Origin of the sequence: Micromonospora sp. TSRI0369 (assembly GCF_001905625.1) — a bacterium.
Lineage (GTDB): Bacteria > Actinomycetota > Actinomycetes > Mycobacteriales > Micromonosporaceae > Micromonospora > Micromonospora echinospora_A.
Map to the genome: position 1 here is coordinate 17,007 of NZ_LIVU01000007.1, position 23,631 is coordinate 40,637.

Genomic DNA, 23,631 nt, shown 5'->3' on the forward strand with positions numbered 1-23,631 from the left:
AACCTTAGCGGCCGTTCATGTCGCGGACGGCGGAGTCGAGCCAGGGGAGGCCGGTCGTGGCGCGGGAGTTCACCAGGGTAGGCGTGGTGGGTCTGGGCACCATGGGTGCCGGCATCGTGGAGGTGTTCGCCCGCAACGGCCTGGACGTCACAGCTGTGGAGATCTCCGAGGCCGCTGTGGAGCGGGGCCGGGTCACGCTCACCGGCTCCACCGACCGGGCCGTCGCCAAGGGCAAGCTGGCCGAGGCCGAGCGGGACGCGCTGCTCGCGCGGGTCGACTTCCGGGTCGGGCTGGACGCGCTGCACAACGTGGACCTGGTGATCGAGGCGGTGCCCGAGCACCTCGACCTCAAGCAGCGGATCTTCGCCGAGCTGGACCGGGTCTGCAAGCCCGAGGCGATCCTGGCCACCAACACGTCCTCGCTGAGCGTCACCGAGATCTCCGTCGCCACCTCCCGGCCCAACCAGGTCATCGGCATCCACTTCTTCAACCCGGCCCCGGTGATGAAGCTGGTCGAGGTGGTCCGCACGGTGGTCACCTCCGCCGACGTGGTCGCCGACGTGGAGGCGCTCTGCGAGCGGCTCGGCAAGGTCGACGTGACGATCAGCGACCGGGCCGGGTTCATCGCCAACGCGCTGCTGTTCGGCTACCTGAACCACGCGGTCGGCATGTTCGAGGCCCGCTACGCCACCCGCGAGGACATCGACGCCGCCATGAAGCTCGGCTGCGGCCTGCCGATGGGCCCGCTGGCGCTGATGGACCTGATCGGCCTGGACACCGCGTACGAGATCCTCGACACGATGTACCGGCGCGGCGGCCGGGACCGCCGGCACGCACCGGCCCCGCTGCTCAAGCAGATGGTCACCGCCGGGCTGCTCGGCCGGAAGTCCGGTCGCGGCTTCTACACCTACGAGCGGCCGGGCTCGCCGAAGGTCGTACCCGACGAGTACACGCCGCCGGCCGGTGACGCCGCGCTCGCCGACGGCGCCCGGGGCATCGCGAAGGTCGGCGTGGTCGGCTCCGGAACCATGGCCACCGGCATCATCGAGGTCTTCGCGAAGGCCGGCTACGAGGTCATCTCGGTGACCCGGGGCGCGGAGAAGTCCGCGAAGGTCTGCGAGGCGGTCAAGACCTCGCTCAACAAGGGCGTGGTGCGGGGCAAGCTCAGCGAGACCGACCGGGACGCCGCGCTCGGCCGGATCACCTGGTCCGCGACGCTGGATCACCTGGCCGACGTCGACCTGGTGGTCGAGGCCGTGATCGAGGAGCTGAGCGTCAAGAAGGCGCTGTTCGCCAGCCTCGACGAGATCTGCAAGCCGGGCGTCGTGCTCGCCACCACCACCTCGTCGCTGCCGGTGATCGACGTGGCGATGGCGACCCAGCGTCCGGCCGACGTGATCGGCCTGCACTTCTTCAACCCGGCGCCGATCATGCCGCTGGTGGAGATCGTGCAGACCATCCGCACCTCCGCCGAGACGTCGGCCACCGCCCGCGCGGTCTGCGCGAAGCTCGGCAAGACCGGCGTCGTCTGCGGCGACCGGTCCGGCTTCATCGTCAACGCGCTGCTCTTCCCGTACCTGAACGACGCGGTGAAGATGCTGGAGGCCAGCTACTCGACCGCCGACGACATCGACTACGCGATGAAGCTCGGCTGCGGCTACCCGATGGGCCCGTTCGAGCTGCTCGACGTGGTCGGCCTGGACGTCTCGCTGGCCATCCAGCGGGAGCTGTACCTGGAGCTGCGCGAGCCCGGCTTCGCCCCGGCGCCGCTGCTGGAGCACCTGGTCACGGCCGGCTACCTGGGCCGCAAGACCGGCCGCGGCTTCCGCGACCACACCCGCCGCTGATCCCGGTCAACGCCCGGCGGCGGTGACGGCGTCTTCCGGGTGTGACATTCGAGGAGTACGTCGGCAGCCGCGGTCCGGCGTTGTTGCGCCTGGCCCGGCTGCTCACCGGCGACGCGCACCGGGCCGAGGACCTCACGCAGGACGTGCTGGCCCGCGCGTACGTGCACTGGCGGAAGATCGCCCGGGTCGACCGGCCCGACGTGTACGTGCGCCGGATGCTGGTCAACGCGAACACGTCCTGGTGGCGGCGGCGGTCCAGCCGCGAGCTGGCCGTCGACACGTTCGCCGACCGCCCCCAGCGCGGCGACCTCGGTGGCGAGGCGGCGGAGCGGGACGAGATGTGGCGGCTGATCCGCGCCCTGCCCGACCGTCAGCGCGCCGTGCTGGTGCTGCGCTACTACGAGGATCTGGACGACGCCACGATCGCCCAGATCCTCGACTGCTTCCCGGTCACCGTCCGCACCCACGCGATGCGGGCGCTCGCCCACCTCCGGGAGCGCTGCGGCGTCCCGACGACAAAGGGGAGCCGGCCGTGACCGACCTCGACCAGCGGATCGCCTCGGTGCTGCGGGAGCAGGCCGAAGGGGAGACAGACACCGGACGCCTGCTGCGCGGTTCCCGCGCGCTCGGCCGGCGCCGGCAGGTACGCCGCCGGGCCACCGCCGGCACCGCGCTCGCGCTTGTCGGCGTGCTCGGTCTCACCGGCGTGATCCGGGCGGACGTGGGTGGGCTGGCCGGGCGGATGCCCTGGACGGCCGCGACGTCGACAGCCGGCGCGCCGGTGCCGCCGAAGGCCGACGGGGTGCCGGCCGCCGACCAGCGTCCCGAACTCGTCGGCACCGACCCGCAGGTGCTGCACCTGGGGGTGGACACCAGCCGGGCCCGCTACCTGCGGTGGGCCGTCTTCGGCTCGAACCGGACCGAGTCGATCCGGTACCGCGTCGGTGGCGGGAAACCGGTGCTCGTCGAGGTGAGCCCGGACGCCCGGGCGGTGGACGAACTCCTGCTCGACGGCCTTCCCGGCGCCGAGGGAGCGATCCCGGTGACGTTCGACGGCAAGGTCCGGGAGTTCCGGGTCGGGGCCGGCGGCGTGATCCGGGCATGGCAGCCGGTTCCCGGCCTGTACGCCCGGGCGAGCATGCTCGGCGGCGACCGGAACGCGCTGGCCGAGGCGGTGCGCGCCATCCGCTGGAACGAGGCACGCCGGTGCGACGCGCCCCTGCGGTTGGGCGCTGTGCCGCAGGACGCCCAGGTGGCAACCTGCGAGGTCGAAGCCGGTGCCTTCCCGGGCGGCCTCACCGTCGTGCTCACGCTCGTGCGGTCGCCGGCGGCGACGATGGAGGTGAGACTGGTCTACGGGGCGCAGATCGCCCGGGACGTCACCCGGGCCGACCGGACGGTGGGCGGTCGTCCCGCCTACCTCTATCCGGACGGACACCAGCTCGAACTGCTCGGCATCCCGAAGGCGCACCTGACCGCCACGTTCGGCTGGCAGTGGCCGGAGGACCCGCCCAAGGGGCAGATCGACTTCACCGAGACGGAGGCGGCGAGCGTGCTGGCCGGGACACGGGTGGCGCAGGACCTGACCGACCCGGAGACCTGGCGCTGATGCCCGTCGGCCGGGCCGCCCGACCTGGGCCGGTCCGGCCGGCGGCCCGTACGCTTGGTGACCGTGAGCCCCCGTCGCAACCGCCCCCGCCGGGACGAGATCGCCGCCGTGGACGCCGAGCGTGCCCGCCACGGCGTGCCGACAGTGCAGCAGTGGCGCGACGGCGACTGGCAGATACGCGCGATCAGCGGCGGCGCATCAGTCAAGACGTACCGTTGTCCCGGTTGTGACCAGGAGATCCGGCCGGGGACGGCGCACCTGGTGGCCTGGCCGGCCGACGACCGGGGCGACCTGACCGACCGCCGGCACTGGCACTCCGGCTGCTGGCGGGCCCGGGACCGGCGTGGCCCGAACCTCCAGCGCGGCCGGGGCGCGCCGCGCTACGGCTGAGCGATCTGGATCACCCGGTTCCCGTCCCGGTGGGCGGTAGGGCCGCCGACACGGGAGACTGGCAGGCGTGAGCACTCCGATTCGCGCGTCGTCGATCCTGCCCGGTCGCCGGGAGGACATCGAGCTGCACACCGCCGACGGGCTGACGCTCGTCGGTGAGCTGGCCCGGCCGCTGGAGGGCGAGCCGTCGGCCACCCTGGTCTGCCTGCACCCGCTGCCCACCCACGGCGGGATGATGGACAGCCACGTGTTCCGCAAGGCGGCCTGGCGGCTGCCCGCGCTCGCCGGCCTGGCCGTGCTCCGGTTCAACACCCGTGGGACCAGCAGCGTCCGCGGCACCAGCGAGGGCGCCTTCGACGGCGCGGTGGGCGAGCGGTTCGACGTGGCCGCCGCGATCGAGTACGCCGAGTTCCACGAGCTGCCCAACATCTGGCTGGTCGGGTGGTCGTTCGGCACCGACCTGGCGTTGAAGTACGGCTGCGACCCGGCGGTGGCCGGCGCGATCCTGCTCTCCCCGCCGCTGCGCTACTCCGCCCCGGAGGACCTGGCAGTCTGGGCCGAGACGGGCAAGGCGCTCACCGCGCTGGTCCCCGAGTTCGACGACTACCTGCGGCCGGAGGAGGCCGGGCAGCGGTTCGCCGCCGTGCCGCAGGCCGAGGTGGTCGGCGTGGACGGCGCCAAGCACCTCTGGGTCGGCGACGCGGAGAAGGCGCTGGACGAGATCGTCCGGCGGGTCGCCCCGGGCGTGCCGCTGCCGCTGCCGACGACCTGGGACGGCCCGATGGAGACCGGTGACGTCAGCGCGTACGCGGACCGCACTGTCGCCGCGTTCGCCGACACCCCGGTGCCCGGCCCGGCCCAGCGGCGCGCCGAGTAGCCGCTCAGCGGGCGTCCTGGCGGGGTATCACCACCTCGCGCAGGATCAGCTGCAACGCGGCCACCGTGGGGATCGCGATGAGCGCGCCCACCACGCCGAGCAGCGACACCCCGAGCAGCGCGGCGAGCAACGCGGCCACCTCGTTCACCGACACCGCCCGGCGCATGATCTTCGGGTAGATCAGGTAGTTCTCGATCTGCTGGTAGATCACGAAGAACACCAGGCAGGCGATGCCCACCGGCAGGTCGGTGGCGAGCCCGACGAGCGTCACCACGACCGCGCCCAGCGTCGCCCCGATCTGCGGGATCAGGTCGGTCACCGCGACCACCACGGCGAGCGCGAACGGGTACGGCAGGCCGACCGCGAGCGCGAACACGAACGTGCTCACCCCGGCCATCACCGCGATGGCGAGCGCGCCGACCATGTACGCGCCGACCCGGGTCAGGATCTCGTCGCCGATCAGCCGGACCCGCTCCCGGCGGGTGCGCGGCACCAGCGCGTAGCCGAGTTCGCGCATCCTGTCGAAGTACGCCAGGAAGTAGATCGTCAGCACCAGCACGGTCAGCAGGCGGAACAGCGTGCCGAAGATCAGTTGCGCCCCGCCGAGCACACCGCCGAGCGCCCGCTCGACGTTGTCCGCGTTCGCCGCCGCCTGGACCCGCTCCATCACGTCGTAGCGGACCACGAGGTCGTTGACAGTCTGATTGCGCCGCAGCTCCTCGACGTAGCCGGGCAACTGCTGGACGAACTGGCCGGACTGGGTCACCACCGGCGGCACCAGGGCCAGCAGGCCGGCGACGATCAGCAGCAGCAGGGTGAGTGTCACCACCGCCACCGCCAGCCCGCGCGGCAGGCCCCAGCGGCGCAACCGGACCACCGCCGGGTGCAGGCCGACCGCGAGGAACAGCGCGATCACCACGAGCACCAGGATGCCCGCGGCGTTGCGCACGCCCAGGAACAGCGCGTACGCCAGCAGCACGCCGAGCGCTCCGGTGAAGCCGATCAGGAAGGCGCTGCGCCGCAGCGGACGCCCCGGCACGCCGAACCGGCCGCTCGGCTCGAACTCGCCCGGCTCGACGTCGACGGGCCGTCCGCTGCTCGTGTCCGTGCCGGATCGCGGGTCGCCGGCGGCGGTCGTGGCGTCGCGCGCGGGTTCCGCCTCGCCGGTGGGGTTCACGGTCGCCGCCTCGTCACCCGGGACGGCGGAACCCTCCTGCGACACCCGTGCCTCCCGGCTCCCGCGCTGCCCGGCTCGCCCGCCGGTGCCGTCCACGCCCGACGCGCGGCCCTCTGCCCGCAGGGTAGTCCTCGCCGTCCGCCCCGACCATCCCACCACCACTTCCCGCCGGGCCGTCCCGCCGGGCCGTCCTGGCGCGGGTCACCCGCCAGGTCGGGGAGGTGGCGTGGTCCGGGTGGGTGGGACGCCGCCACCTCGCCGAAGTGGCGCTGGGCTCGCCAGTTCGGGGAGGTGGTGTGGTCCGGGTGGGTGGGACGCCGCCACCTCGCCGAAGTGGCGCTGGGCCCGCCAGTTCGGGGAGGTGGTGTGGTCCGGGTGGGGCGGATGCCACCACCTCCCCGAGGTGGCGCGGCGGAGGCGGGTGGGTCAGTCCTTGTCGACCGTCACCGTGCTGGGCTTGGCGCTGCGCTCGTCGGTGGTCGGCTTGGTCGGGCGCTTGCCGTTCTCACCGGTGCTGGTGATCTTCGTGGGGGTGGCGCCGCGCCCACCCTCACCCGGTACGGCGGCCACTGTGGGCTCGCCGTCGACGCCCGCTCCGCCGGGGGAGTCCATGGTGGTCACCGGCTCGCCGACCGGCTTCGCCTTGCCCGCGTCGGCGGGCTCGCCGTCACCCTTGGCCGGCCCGGCGCCGTTGGGGACCGCGGTGGCGGTGCCCTTCGCGGCCACCGCCGCACCGCCGCCGGCCGGGGTGTCGCCGACGGTCTCCGCGCCGCTGCTGACCGGCGTGCCCTCGCCCGCCGGCTTACCGTCGTCCGTGGACCGGCCGGTGGAGGCGGCGGTGGCGAGGTCGTCCGGGTCGACCGGGGTGGCGGTGATGCCGGCCGAGCCGGCCTCGCTCCGCAGGTCCGTGAGCTGCCGCTCCAGGTCGTCGGACTCCTGCCGGGACTTCCACGTCTCGGTGCGCAGGTCGGCCAGCTCCTGCTGCGCCTTGGCGATCTCCAGCATCACGCCGGCGAGCTGCTGCCGGCCGGCGGCCACCTCCTGCTGGGTCGCGGCCAGGTGCTGCTGGGTGGTGGCGAGGTGCTGCTGGGTGGTGGCCGCGTACTCCTCGAACTGGCGGCGCGAGGCCGCGACGTGCTCGTCGGCCTTGCGGCGCTGCGCGGTGGCGTCCTCCTCGGCCCGGCGCAGCAGCTCGGCGGCCTCCAGCTCGGCCTGCTGCCGCATGCTCAGCGCGTCGGCCTCGGCGGCCTGCCGGACGTCGGCGGCGGTGCGCTCGATCTCGTCGCGGCGGGTCGTGTACGCCTGCTCCAGCTCCTCCTGGCGCTTGGCGTGCTGCTTGTCCAGCTCGTCGCGGCGCTTGGCGAACTCCTGCTCGGCGGCGGCCCGGCGCTGGGCCAGCTCCCGCTCGGCGCTGTCCCGCCGCTCGGCGACCTCCTTCTCCACCCCGGCCCGCCAGGCGCCCAGCTCCTGCTGGGTCTGGGCGCGGGACTGCTGCACGTACGTCTCGGTCTCGGTGCGCATGCGCTGCACGTACGCCTCGACCTCGGCGCGGTTGCGCTTGCCCGCCTCGGCGGCCTCGGTGGTGAGCCGGTTGGCTTCCGTGCGCGCCCGGCCGCGGGTGGCCTTGGCGGCCTCCTCCGCGTCGTCCACGATCTTCTTGGCCTCGGCCAGCGCCTTGGCGTGCGAAGCCCGGCCGGCCTCGGCGGCGGCGTCGGTGAGCCGCTTGGCCTCCTGCTGGCCCTTGGCGTGCACCTCCTTGGCCGCCTCGCGGAGCTGGCTCGCCTCCTGCTGGGCCTTGGCCAGCGCCTCCTTGGCCGTCTCGCGCAGCCGGGCCGCCTCCTGCTGGGCGCGGGAGTGGATCTCCTTGGCGGTGTCGCGGAGCTGGGTGGCCTCCTGCTGGGCCTTCGCCAGCGCGTCCTGGGCGGTCCGGCGCAGCTTCTCGGCCTCGTCCCGGGCGGCGGCGCGCAGCTTCTCCGACTCGTCCTGCGCGCTCTTGCGCAGCGTCGCCGACTCGTCCTTGGCGGCCTTGAGCGTGGCCTCGGCCTCGGCCTTGCGGGCGGCGGTGTGCCGCTCCTCCTCGGACCGGCGGGCGGCCAGCGCGATCTCGAAGTCCTTCAGCGCCTGGGCGGCCTGCTCCCGGGCCTCCTCGACGATGTGCTCGGCGGCGGCCCGGCGGGCCTCGATCTCCTCGTTGGCGGCGGCGAGGATCTCGTCGGCCTGCTCCTCGGCCATGGTGAGGATCTGCTCGACACGCGGACCGAGGTGCCGGAACGACGCCCGGTCCACCACCGCCGCCTGCTTGCGCACCTGGGCCAGGTCGCGCTGGAGCACCTCGACCTGACCGGCCAGTTTGTGGATCTGCGTGTACGCCTGTTCCCGCTCGGTGGTCAGCGCCGCGATCTCGTGCTCCGCGCGAGCGACGTAGCGGTCGACCTGCCGTTTCTCGTACCCCCGCAGGGCGGACTCGAAGCTGGGCTCCGTCGTCACGTCCCCGCCGAGCGCGAACAGTTCCTCGCCGTGCGACATGACCCCATCCTCACACGCATCCGGTTCTGCTGGGGCGATACGGACGCCCCTTCTGGGAGCTACTTCACCCTCCTGGCGAAACGGGCCCGCACAGCATGACGGCGCGAGGCGACACCGGTCACCCGGCGTCACCCCGCGCCGTGGCTCATGCCCCCGACAGCGGGTGAATCGATCAGCCGGCCGACTCGGCCGTCACCTTCTGCCCGGAGGCGTCGGCCTTCGGGGTCTCGCCCTTGCCGCCGGCCGGGACGCCCGGCACGATGCCGGCCAGGCCGGACAGCATCTGCCCGAGCTGCGAGGTGACCGCGTCCTTCTGGCGGGTCAGGTCCTCGACCTCGCGGCGGGCCGCCTGCGTGGTCAGCTCGGCCTCGGTACGGGCCTCGTTGAGCACCCGCTGCGCCTCGGCACGCGCCTCGTTGAGCGTCTTGTCGGCCAGCGCCTTGGCCTTGTCGACGGTCTCGTTGGCGGTGCGCTCGGACTCGACCCGGCGGGCCTCGGCCCGCTGCTCGATCTCCTTGGCCCGCTCCTGCGCGGCGCGCGCCCGCTGCTCGGCCTCGTTCACCAGCTTCTGGGTCTGCGAGACCTGGGCGGCGTGCCGCTCCGACTCCTCGCGCTCGGCCTTCTCCCGCCGCTCGGCGAGCTGGAGCTCCAGCGCCTGCAGGTCCTTGTCGCGCTTGTCGCGGGCGTCGGTGAGCAGCTTCGTCGCCTCGGCGCGCTTCTCCTCGGCCTCCCGGGCGGCCTTGGCCCGCTGCTGGGTGATCTCCCGCTCGGCGGTGGCGCGCAGCGTGGCGACCTCCCGCTCGACTGTCGACTTCAGCTCGGCCACCTCGTGCGCGGTGACCGTACGCAGCTGCTTGGTCTCCCGGTCGGCGTCGGCGCGCAGCGTGTCGGCCTCGCGGCGGGCCTGCACCCGGACCTCGGCGGCCTCGCGCTCGGCGGCGGTGCGGACGCTGCCGGCCTCGCGCTCGGCGGTGGCCTTCATGGCGGCCGCCTCGGCGCGTGCCTTGTCGGTGATCTCCCGCGCTTCGAGGCGGGCGGCGGAGAGGATGCCCTCCGACTCGCGCTTGGCCTCGTTGCGGTGGTCGTTGGCCTGTTCCTCGGCCAGCCGCAGGATCTGCTCGACGCGAGTGCCCAGGCCGGACAGGGTCGGCCGGCTGTTCTCCTCGAGCTGCTTGTTGGTCTCGGTGAGCTTCTGCTCGAGCGCGCTCTGGCGCTGCTCGGCCTGCCGCAGCCGGCGCTGAGCGTCGTTCATCCGCTGCTCGGCCTCGGCGCGGGCCTGCTCGGACTGGCTCAGGGCGGCGGTGAGGCGGCCGATGAAGTCGTCGACCTGGTTGGTGTTGTAACCGCGCAGGCCGACGGTGAAATCGGGCTGCGAGTTCGCGTTATCGAAGAACGCGAGAGGGGAGGACTGCTGCTGGGGCATTGGGACATACTGGCAGACGCCCCAGGGTGGTTCGCAAGAGCGGTCGGCACCTTTCGCGTCCTGTTTACATGGTCAACTCGGTCGGCCGGCGGGACCGGACCAATTGGCGATCTTGGCAGCTCCCGGGCGGGTCGGGCGGGTCGGGCTTCTGCGGGGAAGGCGGCGCGAAAAGGGCCGCGGGTCGGCACCCGCGGCCCTTTGTGCGTACGCCGGTCGAATGGCGCCCGGGTCGTCCGAAAGGCAATCCGGGACGACCGTACGGTCAGTGACCGCGGAAGCGGTTGATCGCGCTTTCGTGCCGCGAGCGCATCTCGGTGTCCCGGACGCCGAGCCCGTCGGCGGGGGCCAGGCACCGGACGCCGACCTTGCCCTGGTGCGCGTTGCGGTGCACCTCGTACGCGGCCTGGCCGGTCTGCTCCAGCGCGTACGTCTTCGACACGGTCGGATGCACCTTGCCGAGCGCGACCAGCCGGTTGGCCTGCCACGCCTCGTGGTAGTTGGCGAAGTGGCTGCCGACGATCCGCTTGAGGTGCATCCACAGGTAGCGGTTGTCGTACTGGTGCATGTAGCCGCTGGTGGAGGCGCAGGTGACGATCGTGCCGCCCTTCTTGGCGACGTAGACGCTGGCGCCGAACGTCTCCCGGCCCGGGTGCTCGAAGACGATGTCCGGGTCCTCGCCGCCGGTCAGCTCGCGGATGCGCTCACCGAAGCGGCGCCACTCGTCCTGGTCCTGGGTCTGCTCGTCGGACCAGAACTTGAACCCCTCGGCGGTGCGGTCGATGACCAGCTCGGCGCCCATCTTGCGGCACAGCTCGGCCTTCTCCGGCGAGGAGACCACGCAGACCGGGATCGCGCCGCCGTTGAGCGCCATCTGGGTGGCGTAGCCGCCGAGGCCGCCGGAGGCGCCCCAGATCAGCACCACGTCACCCTGCTTCATGTTCGCGCCGTGGTGCGAGACGAGCTGCCGGTACGCGGTCGAGTTGACCAGCCCCGGGCTGGCCGCCTCCTCCCAGCTCAGGTGGCGCGGCTTCGGCATCAGCTGGTTGGCCTTGACGATCGCCAGCTCGGCGAGGCCGCCGAAGTTGGTCTCGAAGCCCCAGATCCGCTGCTGCGGGTCGAGCATCGTGTCGTCGTGGCCGGCGGAGTCCTCCAGCTCGACCGACAGGCAGTGCGCGACCACCTCGTCGCCGGCCTTCCACTTGGTCACGCCCGGCCCGGTACGCAGCACCACGCCGGCGGCGTCCGAGCCGACCACGTGGTACGGCAGGTCGTGGCGGCGGGTCAGCTCGGAGAGCCGGCCGTAGCGCTGGAGGAACTTGAACGTGGGCAGCGGCTCGAAGATGCTGGTCCACACCGTGTTGTAGTTGATCGCGCTGGCCATCACCGCGACCAGGGCCTCACCCGGGCCCAGTTCCGGGGTGGGCACCTCCTGGACGTGCAGCGCCTTGCGCGGGTCCTTGTCGCGGGTGGCCATGCCGTCGAACATGCGGGTGTCCTCGGCGCGCACCACCACGCCCCGGTAGCTCTGCGGCACGGGCAGGCCGGCGAGCCCGGCGAGCTCCCGCTCCGGCTGCGACGAACCCTCCGCCGCCATGATCGCTTCGAGGATGTCCTGCACGGTGACCTCCCGTTAGTCCACACCCGCACGACGCGGGCAGGGGTGCTGCCATCGTCGGCGCCGGTGCGACGGGACCGCCATGTCGGCAATCGACACATTCCGGCACCGGTCGCCGCTGCTGTTCGGGCGGACGTTACTTAACGGTAGCTAAAGCGGGAAGCCCTCTGTGAAAAACTGCATCGGCCGATGAGTGGAGGTGTCCGTGGGAACGTGCAAGCGCGCACTGCCGCGCGCGTTCCCACTTGTTAGGAAGGGCCCCTTCTTAACAGACGTCTGTTAAGAAGGGGCCCTTCCTTGCGCCTCAGGCGGGCTGGACCAGCTCGATCAGCACGCCGCCGGCGTCCTTCGGGTGCACGAAGTTGACCCGGGAGTTCGACGTGCCGCGCCGGGGGGCGTCGTACAGCAGCCGCACGCCGCGCTCGCGCAGCGCCGCACAGGCCACGTCGATGTCCGCCACCGTGTACGCGACCTGCTGGATGCCCGGGCCGCGCTTGTCCAGGAACTTGCCGATCGTGGTGTCCGGGGACAGCGGCGCGAGCAGCTGGACCATGCCGCCGGAGGCGTCCGGCCCGACCGCCAGCATCGCCTCGCGTACGCCCTGCTCGTCGTTGGTCTCGGTGTGCACGCAGCGCATGCCGAACGTGCGCTGGTAGAAGTCGATCGCGGCGTCCAGGTCGCCAACGGCGATCCCGACGTGGTCGATGCGGCGCAGGCCGATGTCTGTGACAAACTCGGCAGCGGGCTCGACGGGGGAGTTCTCAGCCATGACGCTAGTCTGACCGAACAATCGTTAAGGCGTACAGGTCGGCACCCCTCGGAGGCAGGCAATGGCTTCGGTGATCGTCAGCGGCGCGCGGACCCCGATGGGGCGCCTGCTGGGCAACCTCAAGGACCTCCCCGCGACCAAACTCGGTGGCATCGCGATCAAGGCGGCCCTGGAGCGCGCCGGCGTCGCGCCCGAGCAGGTCCAGTACGTGATCATGGGGCAGGTGCTCCAGGCCGGCGCCGGACAGATCCCGGCCCGGCAGGCCGCCGTCGAGGCCGGCATCCCGATGTCCACCCCGGCGCTGACCATCAACAAGGTCTGCCTCTCCGGGCTGGACGCGATCGCGCTCGCCGACCAGCTCATCCGGGCCGGCGAGTTCGACGTCGTGGTGGCCGGCGGCATGGAGTCGATGACAAACGCCCCGCACCTGCTGCTCGGCCAGCGTTCGGGCTACAAGTACGGCGACGTGGCGGTCAAGGACCACATGGCCCTGGACGGCCTCACCGACGCCTGGGACTGCTGCTCGATGGGCGAGTCCACCGAGCGGCACGGCGCGAAGCACGGCATCACCCGCGAGGAGCAGGACGCGTTCGCCGCGGCCAGCCACCAGCGCGCCGCCGCCGCGCAGAAGAACGGGCACTTCGCCGACGAGATCACCCCGGTGGTCATTCCGCAGCGCAAGGGCGAGCCGCTGGTGATCAGCGAGGACGAGGGCATCCGGCCGGACACCACCACCGAGTCGCTCGGGAAGCTGCGCCCCGCCTTCACCAAGGACGGGACCATCACCGCCGGCAGCTCCTCGCCGATCTCCGACGGCGCCGCCGCCGTCGTGGTGATGAGCAAGGCCAAGGCCAAGGAGCTGGGGCTCACCTGGCTGGCCGAGATCGGCGCCCACGGCAACGTGGCCGGCCCGGACAACTCCCTGCACTCGCAGCCGTCCAACGCGATCAACCACGCCCTGAAGAAGGGCGGCCTGAGCGTCGACGACCTCGACCTCATCGAGATCAACGAGGCGTTCGCGGCAGTCGGCATCCAGTCCGCCCGTGACCTCGGGGTCGGCACCGACAAGGTGAACGTCAACGGCGGCGCGATCGCGCTCGGCCACCCGATCGGCATGTCCGGCGCCCGGCTCGTGCTCACGCTGGCGATGGAGCTGAAGCGCCGGGGCGGTGGCACCGGCGCGGCGGCGCTCTGCGGCGGTGGCGGGCAGGGCGACGCGCTGATCATCCATGTGCCGAACGGCGACGAGAGCTGATAGCTGATACCTGTGAGTGACGTACAGAACGCCCCGGCGGCGGCCACCGGCCCGGTGCGCCGCAGCCGGGACGTACCCATGCTTGTCGAGCGGGCCCGCGCGGGTGACCCCCGCGCGGTGGCCCGGCTGATCACCCTGGTCGAGTCCGGTGACGAGGTGTTGCCGCAGGTCGCGGCGGCGCTCGCGCCGTACGCCGGGCAGGCCCAGGTCGTCGGCCTGACCGGCTCGCCCGGGGTGGGCAAGTCGACCACCACCAACGAGCTGGTCCGGGCGCTGCGGGCGCGCGGTCACCGGGTCGGCGTGCTGGCGATCGACCCGTCCAGCCCGTTCACCGGCGGGGCCATCCTCGGCGACCGGGTCCGGATGCAGGACCACGCGACGGACCCGGGCGTCTACATCCGCTCGATGTCCAGCCGGGGCCACCTGGGCGGGCTCTCCGCCGCCACGCCGCAGGCGGTGCGGGTGCTGGAGGGCGCGGGCTGCGACGTGGTGCTCGTCGAGACCGTCGGCGTCGGTCAGGCCGAGGTGGAGGTGGCCTCGCTCGCCGACACCACGCTGGTGCTGCTCGCGCCGGGCATGGGTGACGCGATCCAGGCCGTCAAGGCCGGCATCCTGGAGATCGCCGACGTCTTCGTGGTCAACAAGGCCGACCGGGACGGCGCCGACGCCACGGTCCGCGACATCCAGGGCATGATCGCGCTCGGCGAGCGCGGGCCGGGGGAGTGGCGTCCGCAGGTGGTGCGCTCGATCGCCGCCCGCGCCGAGGGCATCGACGACATCGCCGCCGCGATCGACAAGCACCGCGACTGGCTGGAGCGCCACGGCGAACTGCGCCGCCGCCGGGAGACGCGGGCCGCCGCCGAGATCGAGGCGATCGCGCTGGGCGTCCTGCGCGCGCGGATCGGCTCGCTGCGCGACGGTACGCAGCTCCCGACGCTCGCCGCCAAGGTGGCCGAGGGGGCCATCGACCCGTACGCGGCTGCCGACGAGCTGCTGGCCCAGCTAGGCTCCTGACCCGCCCCTGCCCCCGCCCCCGCCCCCGCCCCCGCCGAGATCTTGGTACGAATCGGCCCCCATGGGGGCCCTTTCGTACCAAGATCTCCACCGCTCCCACCTGGCGGAACGCCGATCTCGCGTGAGGGGAGGCGCTCGCCGAACTTCCGGCCCACGCCACCCCCACAACCCCCGCGATCTTGCAGTTGCGGCCCCGGGGGCGCCTGCTTCGCGGCTTCTGTCGGGGCCGCAACTCCATGATCGACGGTCGATGTACGCTCCCCCGGACGAGGGAGGGTGGGGCGCGTGGAGCACGACGCTACTCAGGAACTGCCGGTGACACCTGGCGTGGTCGCGGGCGGGAGCACTTCGGTCTCGGACGAGGTGGTCGAGAAGATCGCGGTGGCCGCCGCGAAGTCGGTGCCCGGGGTGGCCGAGCTGGGCGGCGACATCGCCCGCTTCTTCAACGCCGTGCTGGACCGGGTCGGGCTGGACCAGGTCGGGGACGCGCGGCGCGGCTGCTCGGCGCACGTCAACGACGGGTCGGCAGTGGTCAACCTCGTCCTCGTGACCGATGCCGGCCACCCGGTGCCGCAGGTGACGAACGAGGTGCGGGCCGCTGTGGCGTCCGCGATCGAGACGTACGGGCTGCGCGCCGCCGAGATCAACATCCGGGTCGACGACGTGGCGATGGGTACGCCCACCGTCTGACGAGCGCCGCCCGGCTCAGTCGTGCGCCGGGCGGGTCAGTTCGATCTCGTCACCCGGCAGCAACTCCACGTCGCCCTCCGGGCCATGGATCTCAAGCACCGGCACGCCCTCGTCCAGCAGCATGGCACGGCGCTCGGCGCCGGTCGGCATCCGCGCGACGACTCTCGTGCCTGCGGGCAGCTCCACCTGCCTGCGTTGCGGCGTCTCCCGGACTCGCGTGCCGAGCGGACGGCTGGTGGTGACGAGCCCTTCCGACCGCAGCAGCGAAATCGCCATCCGGACCGCGTCGCGGCCGATCTGATGCTCCTGGCTGAGCCGCGACTCGCTGCCGACGCTCGCCCCGGGCGGCAGCGCGCCCGATTCGATCTGCTCCCGGATCAGGTCGGCGAGCTGGACGTAGACCGGCGTGTGAGAGCGCGGATCGATGGTCATGACGTAAGCCTTGTGCCCCGGTAGATCTGATCCATCAAGGCTTTATTGCAATGATGGATTGTGGCCATGTTGGATCCTTGTTATGGTCGGAGCGTGTTCGCGCGGTAACCGGCGGACATGACTCCTTCGAGTGCGCTCAATCTCGACTGCCCCGGTGCCGTACCGCGAATTGACGCTGCGGTGGCGGGGCGGGCGGGTCCGCCCGTGCACGGCGGGCGGGTGGTCCCGCCCTTCCAGTCCCTTCGACCACGAGAGGCAGGCGTTCGTGCGGTGGAACCTCCGGTGGCCCGGTCGGCGCGCGCGAGCCGGTCGCGGCACCACCCAGCCGGGCTGCTATCGGGCGGCCAACTACACGCCGTTGCGCCCCTGGCAGGTGCGGGAACGGCGGTTCCGGACGACGCGGCTGGGCCGGCGCGGGCTCGACCCGGCCGAGGTGCACGAGTTCCTCGACCGGGTGGCGCTCGACCTGGCCGACGTCTACCGGGCGCTCGGCGTCAGCCGGGAGGAGACCGCGCGGGTCAGGGACGCGCTGCGGCGCTGGCAGTCCGAGCAGGCGCAGAAGCGGATGAACGCGGGAGCGTACCGTCGATGAGTCCCCGCGAGCGGTTCGTCATCCACCTGCCGGTCGTCGCCGGTGACCTGGCCGGCGCCGTACGCCTGGCCCGGGTCGTGGCCCGCTGGTCGGGCGTGCTCGCCCAGGCCGACCCCGGCGAGACCACCGTCTCGGCCGAGGACGAGCAGGGCGTACGCCATCGGGTCTTCTGTGATCTGCGGATGGGCGACGGTCGGCGCTGCCTGCTGCGGGCCGACCACGACGGCCCGTGCGCCCGCCGGCTGCTCCGGTGACCCGCCGCCCGGCCTGCGCACTCGTCGTGACGGGCGGGGGCTGACCACCGCACGGGTCGATGCACCGTACCGTTGTTCCCAGCGGCGCGAGGCCGCCGTGCGTCGGGAGGTTCGCCATGCCGAAGGGTGTCTCGTTCGCGCCAGTGCGAACCGTGAGGGCGTACGAGGGGATCGTCCGGCAGGTCGAGGAGCGGATCGCCGCCGGGGATCTGCGGCCGGGGGACCGGCTGCCGAGCGAGCGCGAGCTGACGACGCAGTTCGACGTCAGCAGGTCCACTGTGCGCGAGGCGCTGCGCGTGCTGGAGAGCAGCGGCCTGATCCGTTCGCGTCCCGGTGACCCGCTCGGGCCGCAGGTGATCGCCTCGACCGCCTCGGCGATGCGCAAGCTGTTCGCCCGGGTCGTGGACAGCCGGCGGCTCGGTGTGGCGGAGTTGCTCCAGTTCCGGATGATCATCGAGTCGGCGGCCGGTTCCGTCGCCGCCCGGATGGCGTCACCGTCCGAGCTGGACGAGCTGGAGCAGGCGCTGGCGGGCATGCGGGACGCGGTGGCCGACGGCTACGAGGCGTTCAGCGCGGCCGACGTGCGCTTCCACGAGCACGTCGCCCGGCTGTCCGGGAACGAGTTGCTCGTGCTCTGCCTCGACGCGGTCCGGAGCATGGTGCTGGACCTGATCTCCACCAAGCTCGCCGAGGCGCCGGACCGCGAGGCCCTGATGGAGCGCACCCTGGCCCACCACCGCCGCGTTCTCGACGCGATGCGCGCCGGTGAGGCCGACGAGGTCACCCGGCTGACCCGCGAGGAACTGCACCGCTACTACGCCGAGTACGTGCCGGAGGCGCGCCGCTCGATGGTGGACGTATTGCTCTGAATCCGCCTGATGTGGCCTGACCTCGGATGATGCAAGGTCGGCCATTAGCTGAGCAGCTCTTCCCTTCAACTGGTCTGACCAGTAGCCTCCCCCACATCACCGTCGTGTACACGGGGGACTCCGCAGTTGACCAATGCCGCGACCGTCCCAAGCTGGGCGGGAGTCGCAGTGCTTCGCATGGGAGAAGCTCCATGAAGTCGTCCAGATTTGCCGCGCTCGCCGCGGCTGCCCTGGTCTGTCCGGGACTCGTGCTCGTCAGCGGCTCGCCCGCGTCGGCCAATCCCGCCGCCGGCGCGCCGGGCGCCCACAACGCCATCACCGACGTTCCCGGAATCCAGGTCGGCCAGGTTCAGTCCGACATCGCCCCGTACCTGACCGGCACCTCGGTCGTGTACATGCCGCAGATGTCGGTGGCCAGCGTGGACCAGCGTGGCGGTGCCCCCGCCACCAAGGAGACCGACCTCCTCAGCCCGCTCAACTCGAACCCGGGCGTCAACGCGATCCAGCTCGGCGGCAGCAGCATGTACGGGCTGTCCGCCACCAACGGCATCATCCGCTGGCTCGAGGACCGTGGCGAGGGCGTACGCGTCGGCGCCGGCGGCGTCGCCCCGATCGTCCCGGCCGCGGACATCTTCGACCTCGGCCGCGGCGGTGACCCGAAGGCGCGTACCTCCGCCGAGTGGGGTTACCTCGCGGCGCAGGCCACTTCGGACGGTCCGGTCCGGCAGGGCGGCGTCGGCGGCGGCACCGGCGCCCGCGGCGGTGGCCTGCGCGGCGGCGTCGGCACCGCCAGCGTCCACCTCGGCGACGGCATCTACGTCGGCGCCATGGTGATCGTCAACCCGGCCGGCTCCCCGGTCGACCCGGCCGACTGCACCCTGTACGGCGTCAAGTTCGGCATCGGCGACGAGTTCGCCGGCTACAAGGCTCCGAAGAAGAAGGAGTGCAACCCGCCGAGCACCGCCGCCCAGCAGCCGGCGAACACCACGATCGCCGTGGTCGCCACCAACGCGCCGCTGGAGAAGGCCGCCGCCCAGCGGATGTCCGGCAACGCGCACGACGGCATGGCCCGCGCGATCAGCCCGATCCACACCCTGGGCGACGGTGACACCGTCTTCGCCGTGTCCACCGGCAAGGGCGAGGCGCTGCAGATCAACGACCCGGCCGACACCCGTCAGCTGAACGCCATCTTCAACGCCGGCGCCAGCACGCTGGCCCGTGCCATCGCCAAGGCCGTCCTCTCGTCCGAGAGCATCGGCAACACCACCAGCTACTGCGACCGCTACCCCTCGGCCTGCAAGGGCATGAAGCAGCTGAAGCAGTGGCGTACCCAGGGCAACGCCCCGACCGTGACCCCGGAGACCTTCGCCCAGGCGTCGCAGGCGCTGGCGCAGACCCCGGTCCCCGCGCCGCCCGCCGCCGACAACGGCAAGCCCAAGCCCAAGCCGAAGGCTGCTCCGGCCGGCAACACCACTTCGCAGGACTCGCAGAACGGCATGGTTCTCGCCTCCGGTAACGCCGGTGGCCCCAGCGTCCCGACCGGCGTGACCACCGGCCTGCTGGCCGCGGGCATCCTGGGCGTCGGCCTGCTGGGCATGCACCTGCGGGGTCGCCGCCGGGGGCAGGCTTCCGACCGGCTCGCCTGACACGCACCCTGTCTCACCGTCGCGCCGGTAACTAGGCGCACGTGAACGATCGAGGCGGGTTCCGTCCACACCGGACGGGACCCGCCTCGCTGCGTTCGTCAGCCCGCCGCCCCTCGCGGCGCGCCCGGCGTGCGCCTCGTCGATCTTGGACTTGTGGTGGCTCACAGAAGTCGCCACTCGGGCATCCTGGGCGCCACAACTCCAAGATCGGCGGAGTGGGCCGTCACGGGCCGCGCACCTCGAAGCAGGGCAGATGCTGGGCGCGCCGGACGCAGCCGGCCAGGCGTGGGGAGCGCGCCGCCTCGGCGGGTTGCTGCGCCGCGCTGTCGCCGGACTCCAGAGCCGGGCGTACGCAGTTCAGCCCCGGCTCGGCGACGATCGTCGACGTCCCGCGTCCGGGCAACGCGAACCCGGCTCGGCGATGCTCGTGCCGGTGCCCCGGGCGTTGCCCCAGAGGCCGTCGGCCGGCCCGAGCCGCTGCCGGGCCAGCCGGTGTCGGGGCGACCCGAGGCACGCACGCCTGCACCATCACCTCGACGTCCTCGCGCACTGCGGGCCGGCACGCCGACTCGCCCGCCCCGAAGCCCGTCGCCCCGCTGTGCCGGCAGGACCCCGGCTCCCGGGATCCCCCCCCCCGGGCCGTCGATCTTGCGCCTTGTGCCCTGGCGAAAGGGGCGGATCGCCCGCACCGAGGGCCGCGACTGCAAGATCGCGGGGGCCGGGTCCGGCCCGAGCCCGAGGCCTGGAGGGCGGGGGAGCATGAAGAAGGACCTGGTGGGCCGGGGGCCCAACCAGGTCCTTCTTGCGGTGCGTGGAGCTGGATTACTTCTTGGACACCTTGGTGACGTCGAAGGACTGGGTCACCGCGTCCTTCGGGTAGCCCTCGACGCCGTCGCGGATCACCGCCAGGTTCGGCAGCAGGAAGAGCCAGTCGCTGGCCGCCTCCTGCGAGATGACCTTCGCGGCCTCGGCGAACTTCTTGTCCCGGGTCGCCGCGTCCAGGGCCGTGTCGGCCTCGTTCATGAGCTGCGTGACGGCCGGGTTCTTGTAGCGGTAGTAGTACTCCGGCTGGCCGTAGCGGACCAGGTCACGGGGCTCGACGTGCGCGATGATCGACAGGTCGTAGTTGGCCTTGCCGAGCACCTTGTCGAGCCACTGCGGCATCTCGACGTTGTTCTGGGTCACCTTGATGCCGACCTCGGCGAGCTGCGAGGCGACGAACTGCGCCGACGCGCGGGCGTACCCCGGCGGCGGGACGTCCATGGTCAGGGTGAGCCCATTGGCGTGACCGGCGTCGGCGAGCAGCTGCTTGGCCTTGGCGGGGTCGTGCGGGAAGTCGCCGGTGCGGTCCTCGTACCATGGGTCGCTCGGCGGCACCATGCTGCCGATCTTCGTGCCGTACCCGGACCAGACGGTCTTGATGAGCGCGTCGTGGTCGATCGCGTGGCGGATGGCCTGGCGCACCCGGGCGTCGGCCAGCGGGCCCTTGCTGTTGTTCATCGACAGGACGACCTCACCTGTCGTCTTGCCCTCGATCACCTCGAACTGCTTGTTGCCCTTGAACACCTCGAGCAGCTGCGGCGCCTGGATGTTCGCCACGATGTCGAGCTGACCGGAGAGCATCGCGTTGTTCAGCGCGTTGGCGTCGGTGATGTAGCGGAAGACGGCGGTGGCGACCTTCGCCTTCTCACCCCAGTAGCCGTCGTTGCGCACCAGGGTGATGCTGTCGCCCCGGTTCCACTTGTCGAACTTGAACGGGCCGGTGCCGTTCGGCTTCGTCCCCAGGTCGGTGGCGTTCTCCTTGAGCACCACGCCGACGCGGCCGGCGACGTCGAACAGCCAGCTCTGGCTCGGCCGCGACAGCGTCACCTCCACCGTGGAGGCGTCCGGCGACTCGACGGTCTTCACGACCGTCATCTGCGACTTGAACGGGTTCGTCGAGCCCTCCGCGGTCACCCGCTTGAAGCTCCACACCACGTCCTGCGCGGTGAGCTTCTGGCCGTCGTGGAAGGTCACGCCGTCGCGGAGCTTGAACGTGTACTTGGTGCCGTCGTCGGACATCTTCCATTCGCTGGCCAGCAGCGGCTCCACCTCACCGGTGTCCGCGTTCTGGCGCACCAGGCCCTCGTACACGTTGTAGAGCAGGACCTGCGGGATCGCGGCGCCGGCCTCGGCGGTCAGGTCGAGGCTCACCGGCTCCAGGTAGGCACCGAGGGTGACCGTACCGTTGCCGGAACCGCCACCGCCCGTGGTGGTCTCGGAGTCACCATCGCTACTGCACGCGGTCAGAGCCAGCGCCGTGGCGAGCAGCACGGCGGGCAGCGTTATCTTCAGCCGATTCATTCGTGTGTCCCATCGCGAAGAACGCCAAGGGCGCTCGTAGCCTGTGAGGCGGGACACTAGGAGTGTGGTACCCGATGCAAAAGGGCCAGTTCAGCGGGGTCGGCAGGTACCAATCGGCGTCTGACTACCGTGCCACCCGGAATCCGGTGTTGCCGCTTGAGGAGTCAACGGTGGTCCGACTCCGTGCGGCCACGCGGTAACGGTTGCAGTAGGAGTCGTGGCAGAGGTACGAACCGCCCCTGATGACGCTCTCACTTGGTGAGATGCGTCCTCGGCGGTCGCGCCAGGGTTCGGCCGTGAGTTCCCAAACGTTGCCCGCGACGTCGTACAACCCGTAGCCGTTCGGCGGAAACGCGATCACCGGAGAGGTGCCCACGAAACCGTCGTCCGCGGTGTTGACAGCGGGGAAGGCGCCCTGCCAGATATTGCACCGGTGCCGCCCGTCCGGGGTCAGCTCGTCGCCCCAGGCGAAGCGCGCCTGGGACAGCCCGCCGCGTGCCGCGTACTCCCACTCGGCCTCGGCCGGCAGTCGCGTCCCGGACCACGCGCAGTATGCCTCGGCGTCCCGCTGGGAGACATGGACGACCGGATGCTGCTCGCGTCCGGACAGGCCCGAGCCGGGCCCGTCCGGGGCCGCCCAGTGCGCGCCCTCGACCGCCAGCCACCAGGGCGCCCCCGGCACCGCGGCGTCGAGCACGTACGGGCGTGCGGACGGCGCCAGCAGCAGGTGGAAGACGAAGGACCAGCCGTACCGTTCCGCGTCGGTGCGGTAGCCGGCCGACTCGACGAAGCGGGCGAACTGCCGGTTCGTCACGGGTGTCGCGGCGATCTCGAACGGGGCCACCGTCACCGGGCGGACCGGCCCTTCCAGGTCCTCCGGGAAGCCCTCCGGATCGTCGGTGCCCATGAGGAAGGCGCCGCCGGGCAGCGCGATGAGGCGGTCCGTACCCCCCGAACGGACGGCGCTCGCGCCCGACGGCGCGTCGGCGCCGGCAGCGGGCGGGCGTTTCGGCGCGCAACACGGCGACGGCGGGGTGAGGTCCCCGCCGTCGTCCGGTTCAGCCGCTTCGGTGCTCACATCCGTGTTACGCCGGCAGGGCGTCCGCCTGGTACGCGTCCTCGCTGATGGCGGCGGCGACGGCGTCCCCGAAGTCCTCCGTCGACATGCCCATCTCCGGCCCGCGCATGGCGCCCAGGCGCGGCAGCACCGCCTTCACCCCGTCCTCCAGGCTGCGGGCCGCCTCCGGGTGGCCCAGGTGCTCCAGCATCAGCGCGGCGCTGAGGATCGAGCCGGCGGGGTTGGCCCAGCCCCGGCCCGCGATGTCGGGCGCAGAGCCGTGCACCGGCTCGAACATGCTCGGCGCCGACCCGGTCGGGTTGAGGTTGCCGCTCGCGGCCAGGCCGAGACCGCCCTGCACGGCCGCGCCGAGGTCGGTGATGATGTCGCCGAACAGGTTGTCGGTGACCACCACGTCGAACCGCTCCGGCTGGGTGACCAGGTAGAGGCACATCGCGTCGACGTGCACGTACTCCACCGTGATCTCCGGGTACTCCGCCGCGACCTCCTCGAAGGTCCGCTGCCACAGGTCGCCGGCGTAGGTGAGGATGTTCGCCTTGTGCACCAGTGTCACGTGCTTGCGGCGGGTCAGGGCCAGCCGGAAACCGTGCCGGATGAGGCGTTCGACCCCCTTGCGCGTGTTGACCGACTCCTGGGTGGCGATCTCGTCCGGGCTGCCCCGGTGGATGAAGCCGCCGGCGCCGACGTAGGCGCCCTCGGTGTTCTCCCGCAGGATCACCAGGTCGCACTGCTCGGGACGCAGCCCGCCGATGGGCGAGGGCACCCCGGGCAGCAGCTTGACCGGCCGCAGGTTGACGTACTGGTCGAAGGCGGTCCGCAGGTGGATGACCAGGCCGCGTTCGAGCACGCCGGGTGGCACCGACGGGTCGCCGACGGCGCCGAAGAGAATGGCGTCCGCCTTGGCCAGCTCCTGCTCCACGTCCGGCGGCACGACCTGGCCGGTGATCCGCCAGTAGTCCGCGCCGAGTTCGTAGTCTTCCCAGACCAGGTCCAGCCCGAACCGTTGGGCGGCGGCGTCGCACGCCTTGACCGCCTGCGCGGTGACCTCGGGCCCGATGCCGTCGCCGGGCACCAGCGCGATTCGCTGGGCGCTCATTAGTCCACCCCTGTCCGCGTGCAGGAGACCGTCACCTGCCATCGCCCGGCCAAGAGTGGCGGGATCGGGCCCTCCGCAACAGGTCCAGGTCTCCGGCTAGGCTAGTACCAGCGGGACGCGGATGGTGTG

General features: G+C 72.1%; 22 protein-coding genes. 12 read left to right on the forward strand and 10 right to left on the reverse strand.

What is annotated here, in order from left to right:
• Positions 1–56 precede the first annotated feature (56 nt).
• The 5 genes from AMK25_RS23315 to AMK25_RS23335 all read left to right on the forward strand — a co-directional run bounded on the left by AMK25_RS23315 (position 57) and on the right by AMK25_RS23335 (position 4,723).
• The gene (locus AMK25_RS23315) at positions 57–1,847 is read left to right on the forward strand and encodes a 3-hydroxyacyl-CoA dehydrogenase family protein (protein ID WP_073830523.1); all 1,791 of its coding nucleotides are present in this window, start codon (positions 57–59) and stop codon (positions 1,845–1,847) included.
• A gap of 41 nt (positions 1,848–1,888) precedes the next feature.
• Positions 1,889–2,383, forward strand: coding sequence for a SigE family RNA polymerase sigma factor (locus AMK25_RS23320; protein WP_073830524.1), 495 nt, complete (start codon positions 1,889–1,891; stop codon positions 2,381–2,383).
• A complete protein-coding gene (locus AMK25_RS23325) occupies positions 2,380–3,456 on the forward strand; it encodes a hypothetical protein (RefSeq protein ID WP_073830525.1) in 1,077 nt (358 codons plus the stop codon). The genes AMK25_RS23320 and AMK25_RS23325 overlap by 4 nt, the downstream gene beginning before the upstream one ends.
• Before the next feature lie 57 nt (positions 3,457–3,513).
• Complete coding sequence (locus tag AMK25_RS23330; RefSeq protein WP_073830526.1) at positions 3,514–3,846, forward strand: hypothetical protein; 333 nt, start codon at positions 3,514–3,516, stop codon at positions 3,844–3,846.
• 67 nt (positions 3,847–3,913) lie between these two features.
• Positions 3,914–4,723 carry an alpha/beta hydrolase gene (locus tag AMK25_RS23335; protein ID WP_073830527.1) on the forward strand — a complete coding sequence of 270 codons (810 nt, stop codon included), beginning with the start codon at positions 3,914–3,916 and terminating at the stop codon, positions 4,721–4,723.
• A gap of 4 nt (positions 4,724–4,727) precedes the next feature.
• Here the strand turns inward: AMK25_RS23335 and AMK25_RS23340 are convergent, their stop codons facing one another.
• The 5 genes from AMK25_RS23340 to mce form a co-directional block, all read right to left on the reverse strand.
• Positions 4,728–5,945, reverse strand: a complete 1,218-nt coding sequence (locus tag AMK25_RS23340; RefSeq protein WP_073830700.1) for an AI-2E family transporter — start codon at positions 5,943–5,945, stop codon at positions 4,728–4,730.
• A gap of 381 nt (positions 5,946–6,326) precedes the next feature.
• Positions 6,327–8,426 (reverse strand): hypothetical protein, encoded by a 2,100-nt coding sequence (locus AMK25_RS23345; RefSeq protein ID WP_073830528.1) that lies wholly within the window; start codon positions 8,424–8,426, stop codon positions 6,327–6,329.
• Positions 8,427–8,598: 172 nt separating this feature from the next.
• On the reverse strand, positions 8,599–9,849 hold the full coding sequence (locus AMK25_RS23350) for a DivIVA domain-containing protein (protein WP_073830529.1): 1,251 nt from the start codon (positions 9,847–9,849) through the stop codon (positions 8,599–8,601).
• Between the two features lie 262 nt (positions 9,850–10,111).
• Positions 10,112–11,467, reverse strand: coding sequence for a crotonyl-CoA carboxylase/reductase (gene ccrA / locus AMK25_RS23355; protein WP_073830530.1), 1,356 nt, complete (start codon positions 11,465–11,467; stop codon positions 10,112–10,114).
• Between the two features lie 301 nt (positions 11,468–11,768).
• Positions 11,769–12,233, reverse strand: a complete 465-nt coding sequence (gene mce, locus AMK25_RS23360) for a methylmalonyl-CoA epimerase (protein ID WP_073830531.1) — start codon at positions 12,231–12,233, stop codon at positions 11,769–11,771.
• Positions 12,234–12,294: 61 nt separating this feature from the next.
• On the opposite strand from mce, the gene AMK25_RS23365 reads away from it, so the two are divergent.
• The 3 genes from AMK25_RS23365 to AMK25_RS23375 all read left to right on the forward strand — a co-directional run bounded on the left by AMK25_RS23365 (position 12,295) and on the right by AMK25_RS23375 (position 15,192).
• Positions 12,295–13,488: an acetyl-CoA C-acetyltransferase gene (locus tag AMK25_RS23365; RefSeq protein WP_073830532.1), complete on the forward strand. Its 1,194-nt coding sequence runs from the start codon at positions 12,295–12,297 to the stop codon at positions 13,486–13,488.
• A 78-nt stretch (positions 13,489–13,566) separates the two neighbouring features.
• Complete coding sequence (gene meaB, locus AMK25_RS23370) at positions 13,567–14,502, forward strand: methylmalonyl Co-A mutase-associated GTPase MeaB (RefSeq protein ID WP_240925857.1); 936 nt, start codon at positions 13,567–13,569, stop codon at positions 14,500–14,502.
• Between the two features lie 285 nt (positions 14,503–14,787).
• Complete coding sequence (locus AMK25_RS23375) at positions 14,788–15,192, forward strand: Asp23/Gls24 family envelope stress response protein (RefSeq protein ID WP_073830533.1); 405 nt, start codon at positions 14,788–14,790, stop codon at positions 15,190–15,192.
• 15 nt (positions 15,193–15,207) lie between these two features.
• Here the strand turns inward: AMK25_RS23375 and AMK25_RS23380 are convergent, their stop codons facing one another.
• Complete coding sequence (locus AMK25_RS23380) at positions 15,208–15,624, reverse strand: GntR family transcriptional regulator (RefSeq protein ID WP_073830534.1); 417 nt, start codon at positions 15,622–15,624, stop codon at positions 15,208–15,210.
• A gap of 265 nt (positions 15,625–15,889) precedes the next feature.
• Here AMK25_RS23380 and AMK25_RS23385 point away from each other — a divergent pair, with 265 nt between their 5' ends.
• From AMK25_RS23385 to AMK25_RS23400, 4 genes are all read left to right on the forward strand, one after another.
• Positions 15,890–16,216: a DivIVA domain-containing protein gene (locus AMK25_RS23385; RefSeq protein WP_073830535.1), complete on the forward strand. Its 327-nt coding sequence runs from the start codon at positions 15,890–15,892 to the stop codon at positions 16,214–16,216.
• Positions 16,213–16,470 carry a hypothetical protein gene (locus AMK25_RS23390; RefSeq protein WP_030503872.1) on the forward strand — a complete coding sequence of 86 codons (258 nt, stop codon included), beginning with the start codon at positions 16,213–16,215 and terminating at the stop codon, positions 16,468–16,470. The genes AMK25_RS23385 and AMK25_RS23390 overlap by 4 nt, the downstream gene beginning before the upstream one ends.
• A gap of 143 nt (positions 16,471–16,613) precedes the next feature.
• Positions 16,614–17,339 carry a FadR/GntR family transcriptional regulator gene (locus AMK25_RS23395; protein WP_241826459.1) on the forward strand — a complete coding sequence of 242 codons (726 nt, stop codon included), beginning with the start codon at positions 16,614–16,616 and terminating at the stop codon, positions 17,337–17,339.
• A gap of 191 nt (positions 17,340–17,530) precedes the next feature.
• Positions 17,531–18,985 carry a P1 family peptidase gene (locus AMK25_RS23400; protein ID WP_073830537.1) on the forward strand — a complete coding sequence of 485 codons (1,455 nt, stop codon included), beginning with the start codon at positions 17,531–17,533 and terminating at the stop codon, positions 18,983–18,985.
• A 223-nt stretch (positions 18,986–19,208) separates the two neighbouring features.
• Here the strand turns inward: AMK25_RS23400 and AMK25_RS32045 are convergent, their stop codons facing one another.
• The 4 genes from AMK25_RS32045 to AMK25_RS23415 all read right to left on the reverse strand — a co-directional run bounded on the left by AMK25_RS32045 (position 19,209) and on the right by AMK25_RS23415 (position 23,502).
• Complete coding sequence (locus AMK25_RS32045; RefSeq protein ID WP_140946394.1) at positions 19,209–19,388, reverse strand: hypothetical protein; 180 nt, start codon at positions 19,386–19,388, stop codon at positions 19,209–19,211.
• 419 nt (positions 19,389–19,807) lie between these two features.
• On the reverse strand, positions 19,808–21,328 hold the full coding sequence (locus tag AMK25_RS23405) for an ABC transporter substrate-binding protein (protein WP_073830538.1): 1,521 nt from the start codon (positions 21,326–21,328) through the stop codon (positions 19,808–19,810).
• A gap of 124 nt (positions 21,329–21,452) precedes the next feature.
• The gene (locus tag AMK25_RS23410; protein ID WP_073830539.1) at positions 21,453–22,406 is read right to left on the reverse strand and encodes a formylglycine-generating enzyme family protein; all 954 of its coding nucleotides are present in this window, start codon (positions 22,404–22,406) and stop codon (positions 21,453–21,455) included.
• 7 nt (positions 22,407–22,413) lie between these two features.
• Positions 22,414–23,502 (reverse strand): 3-isopropylmalate dehydrogenase, encoded by a 1,089-nt coding sequence (locus AMK25_RS23415; RefSeq protein WP_073830540.1) that lies wholly within the window; start codon positions 23,500–23,502, stop codon positions 22,414–22,416.
• Between the last annotated feature and the right edge of the window lie 129 nt (positions 23,503–23,631).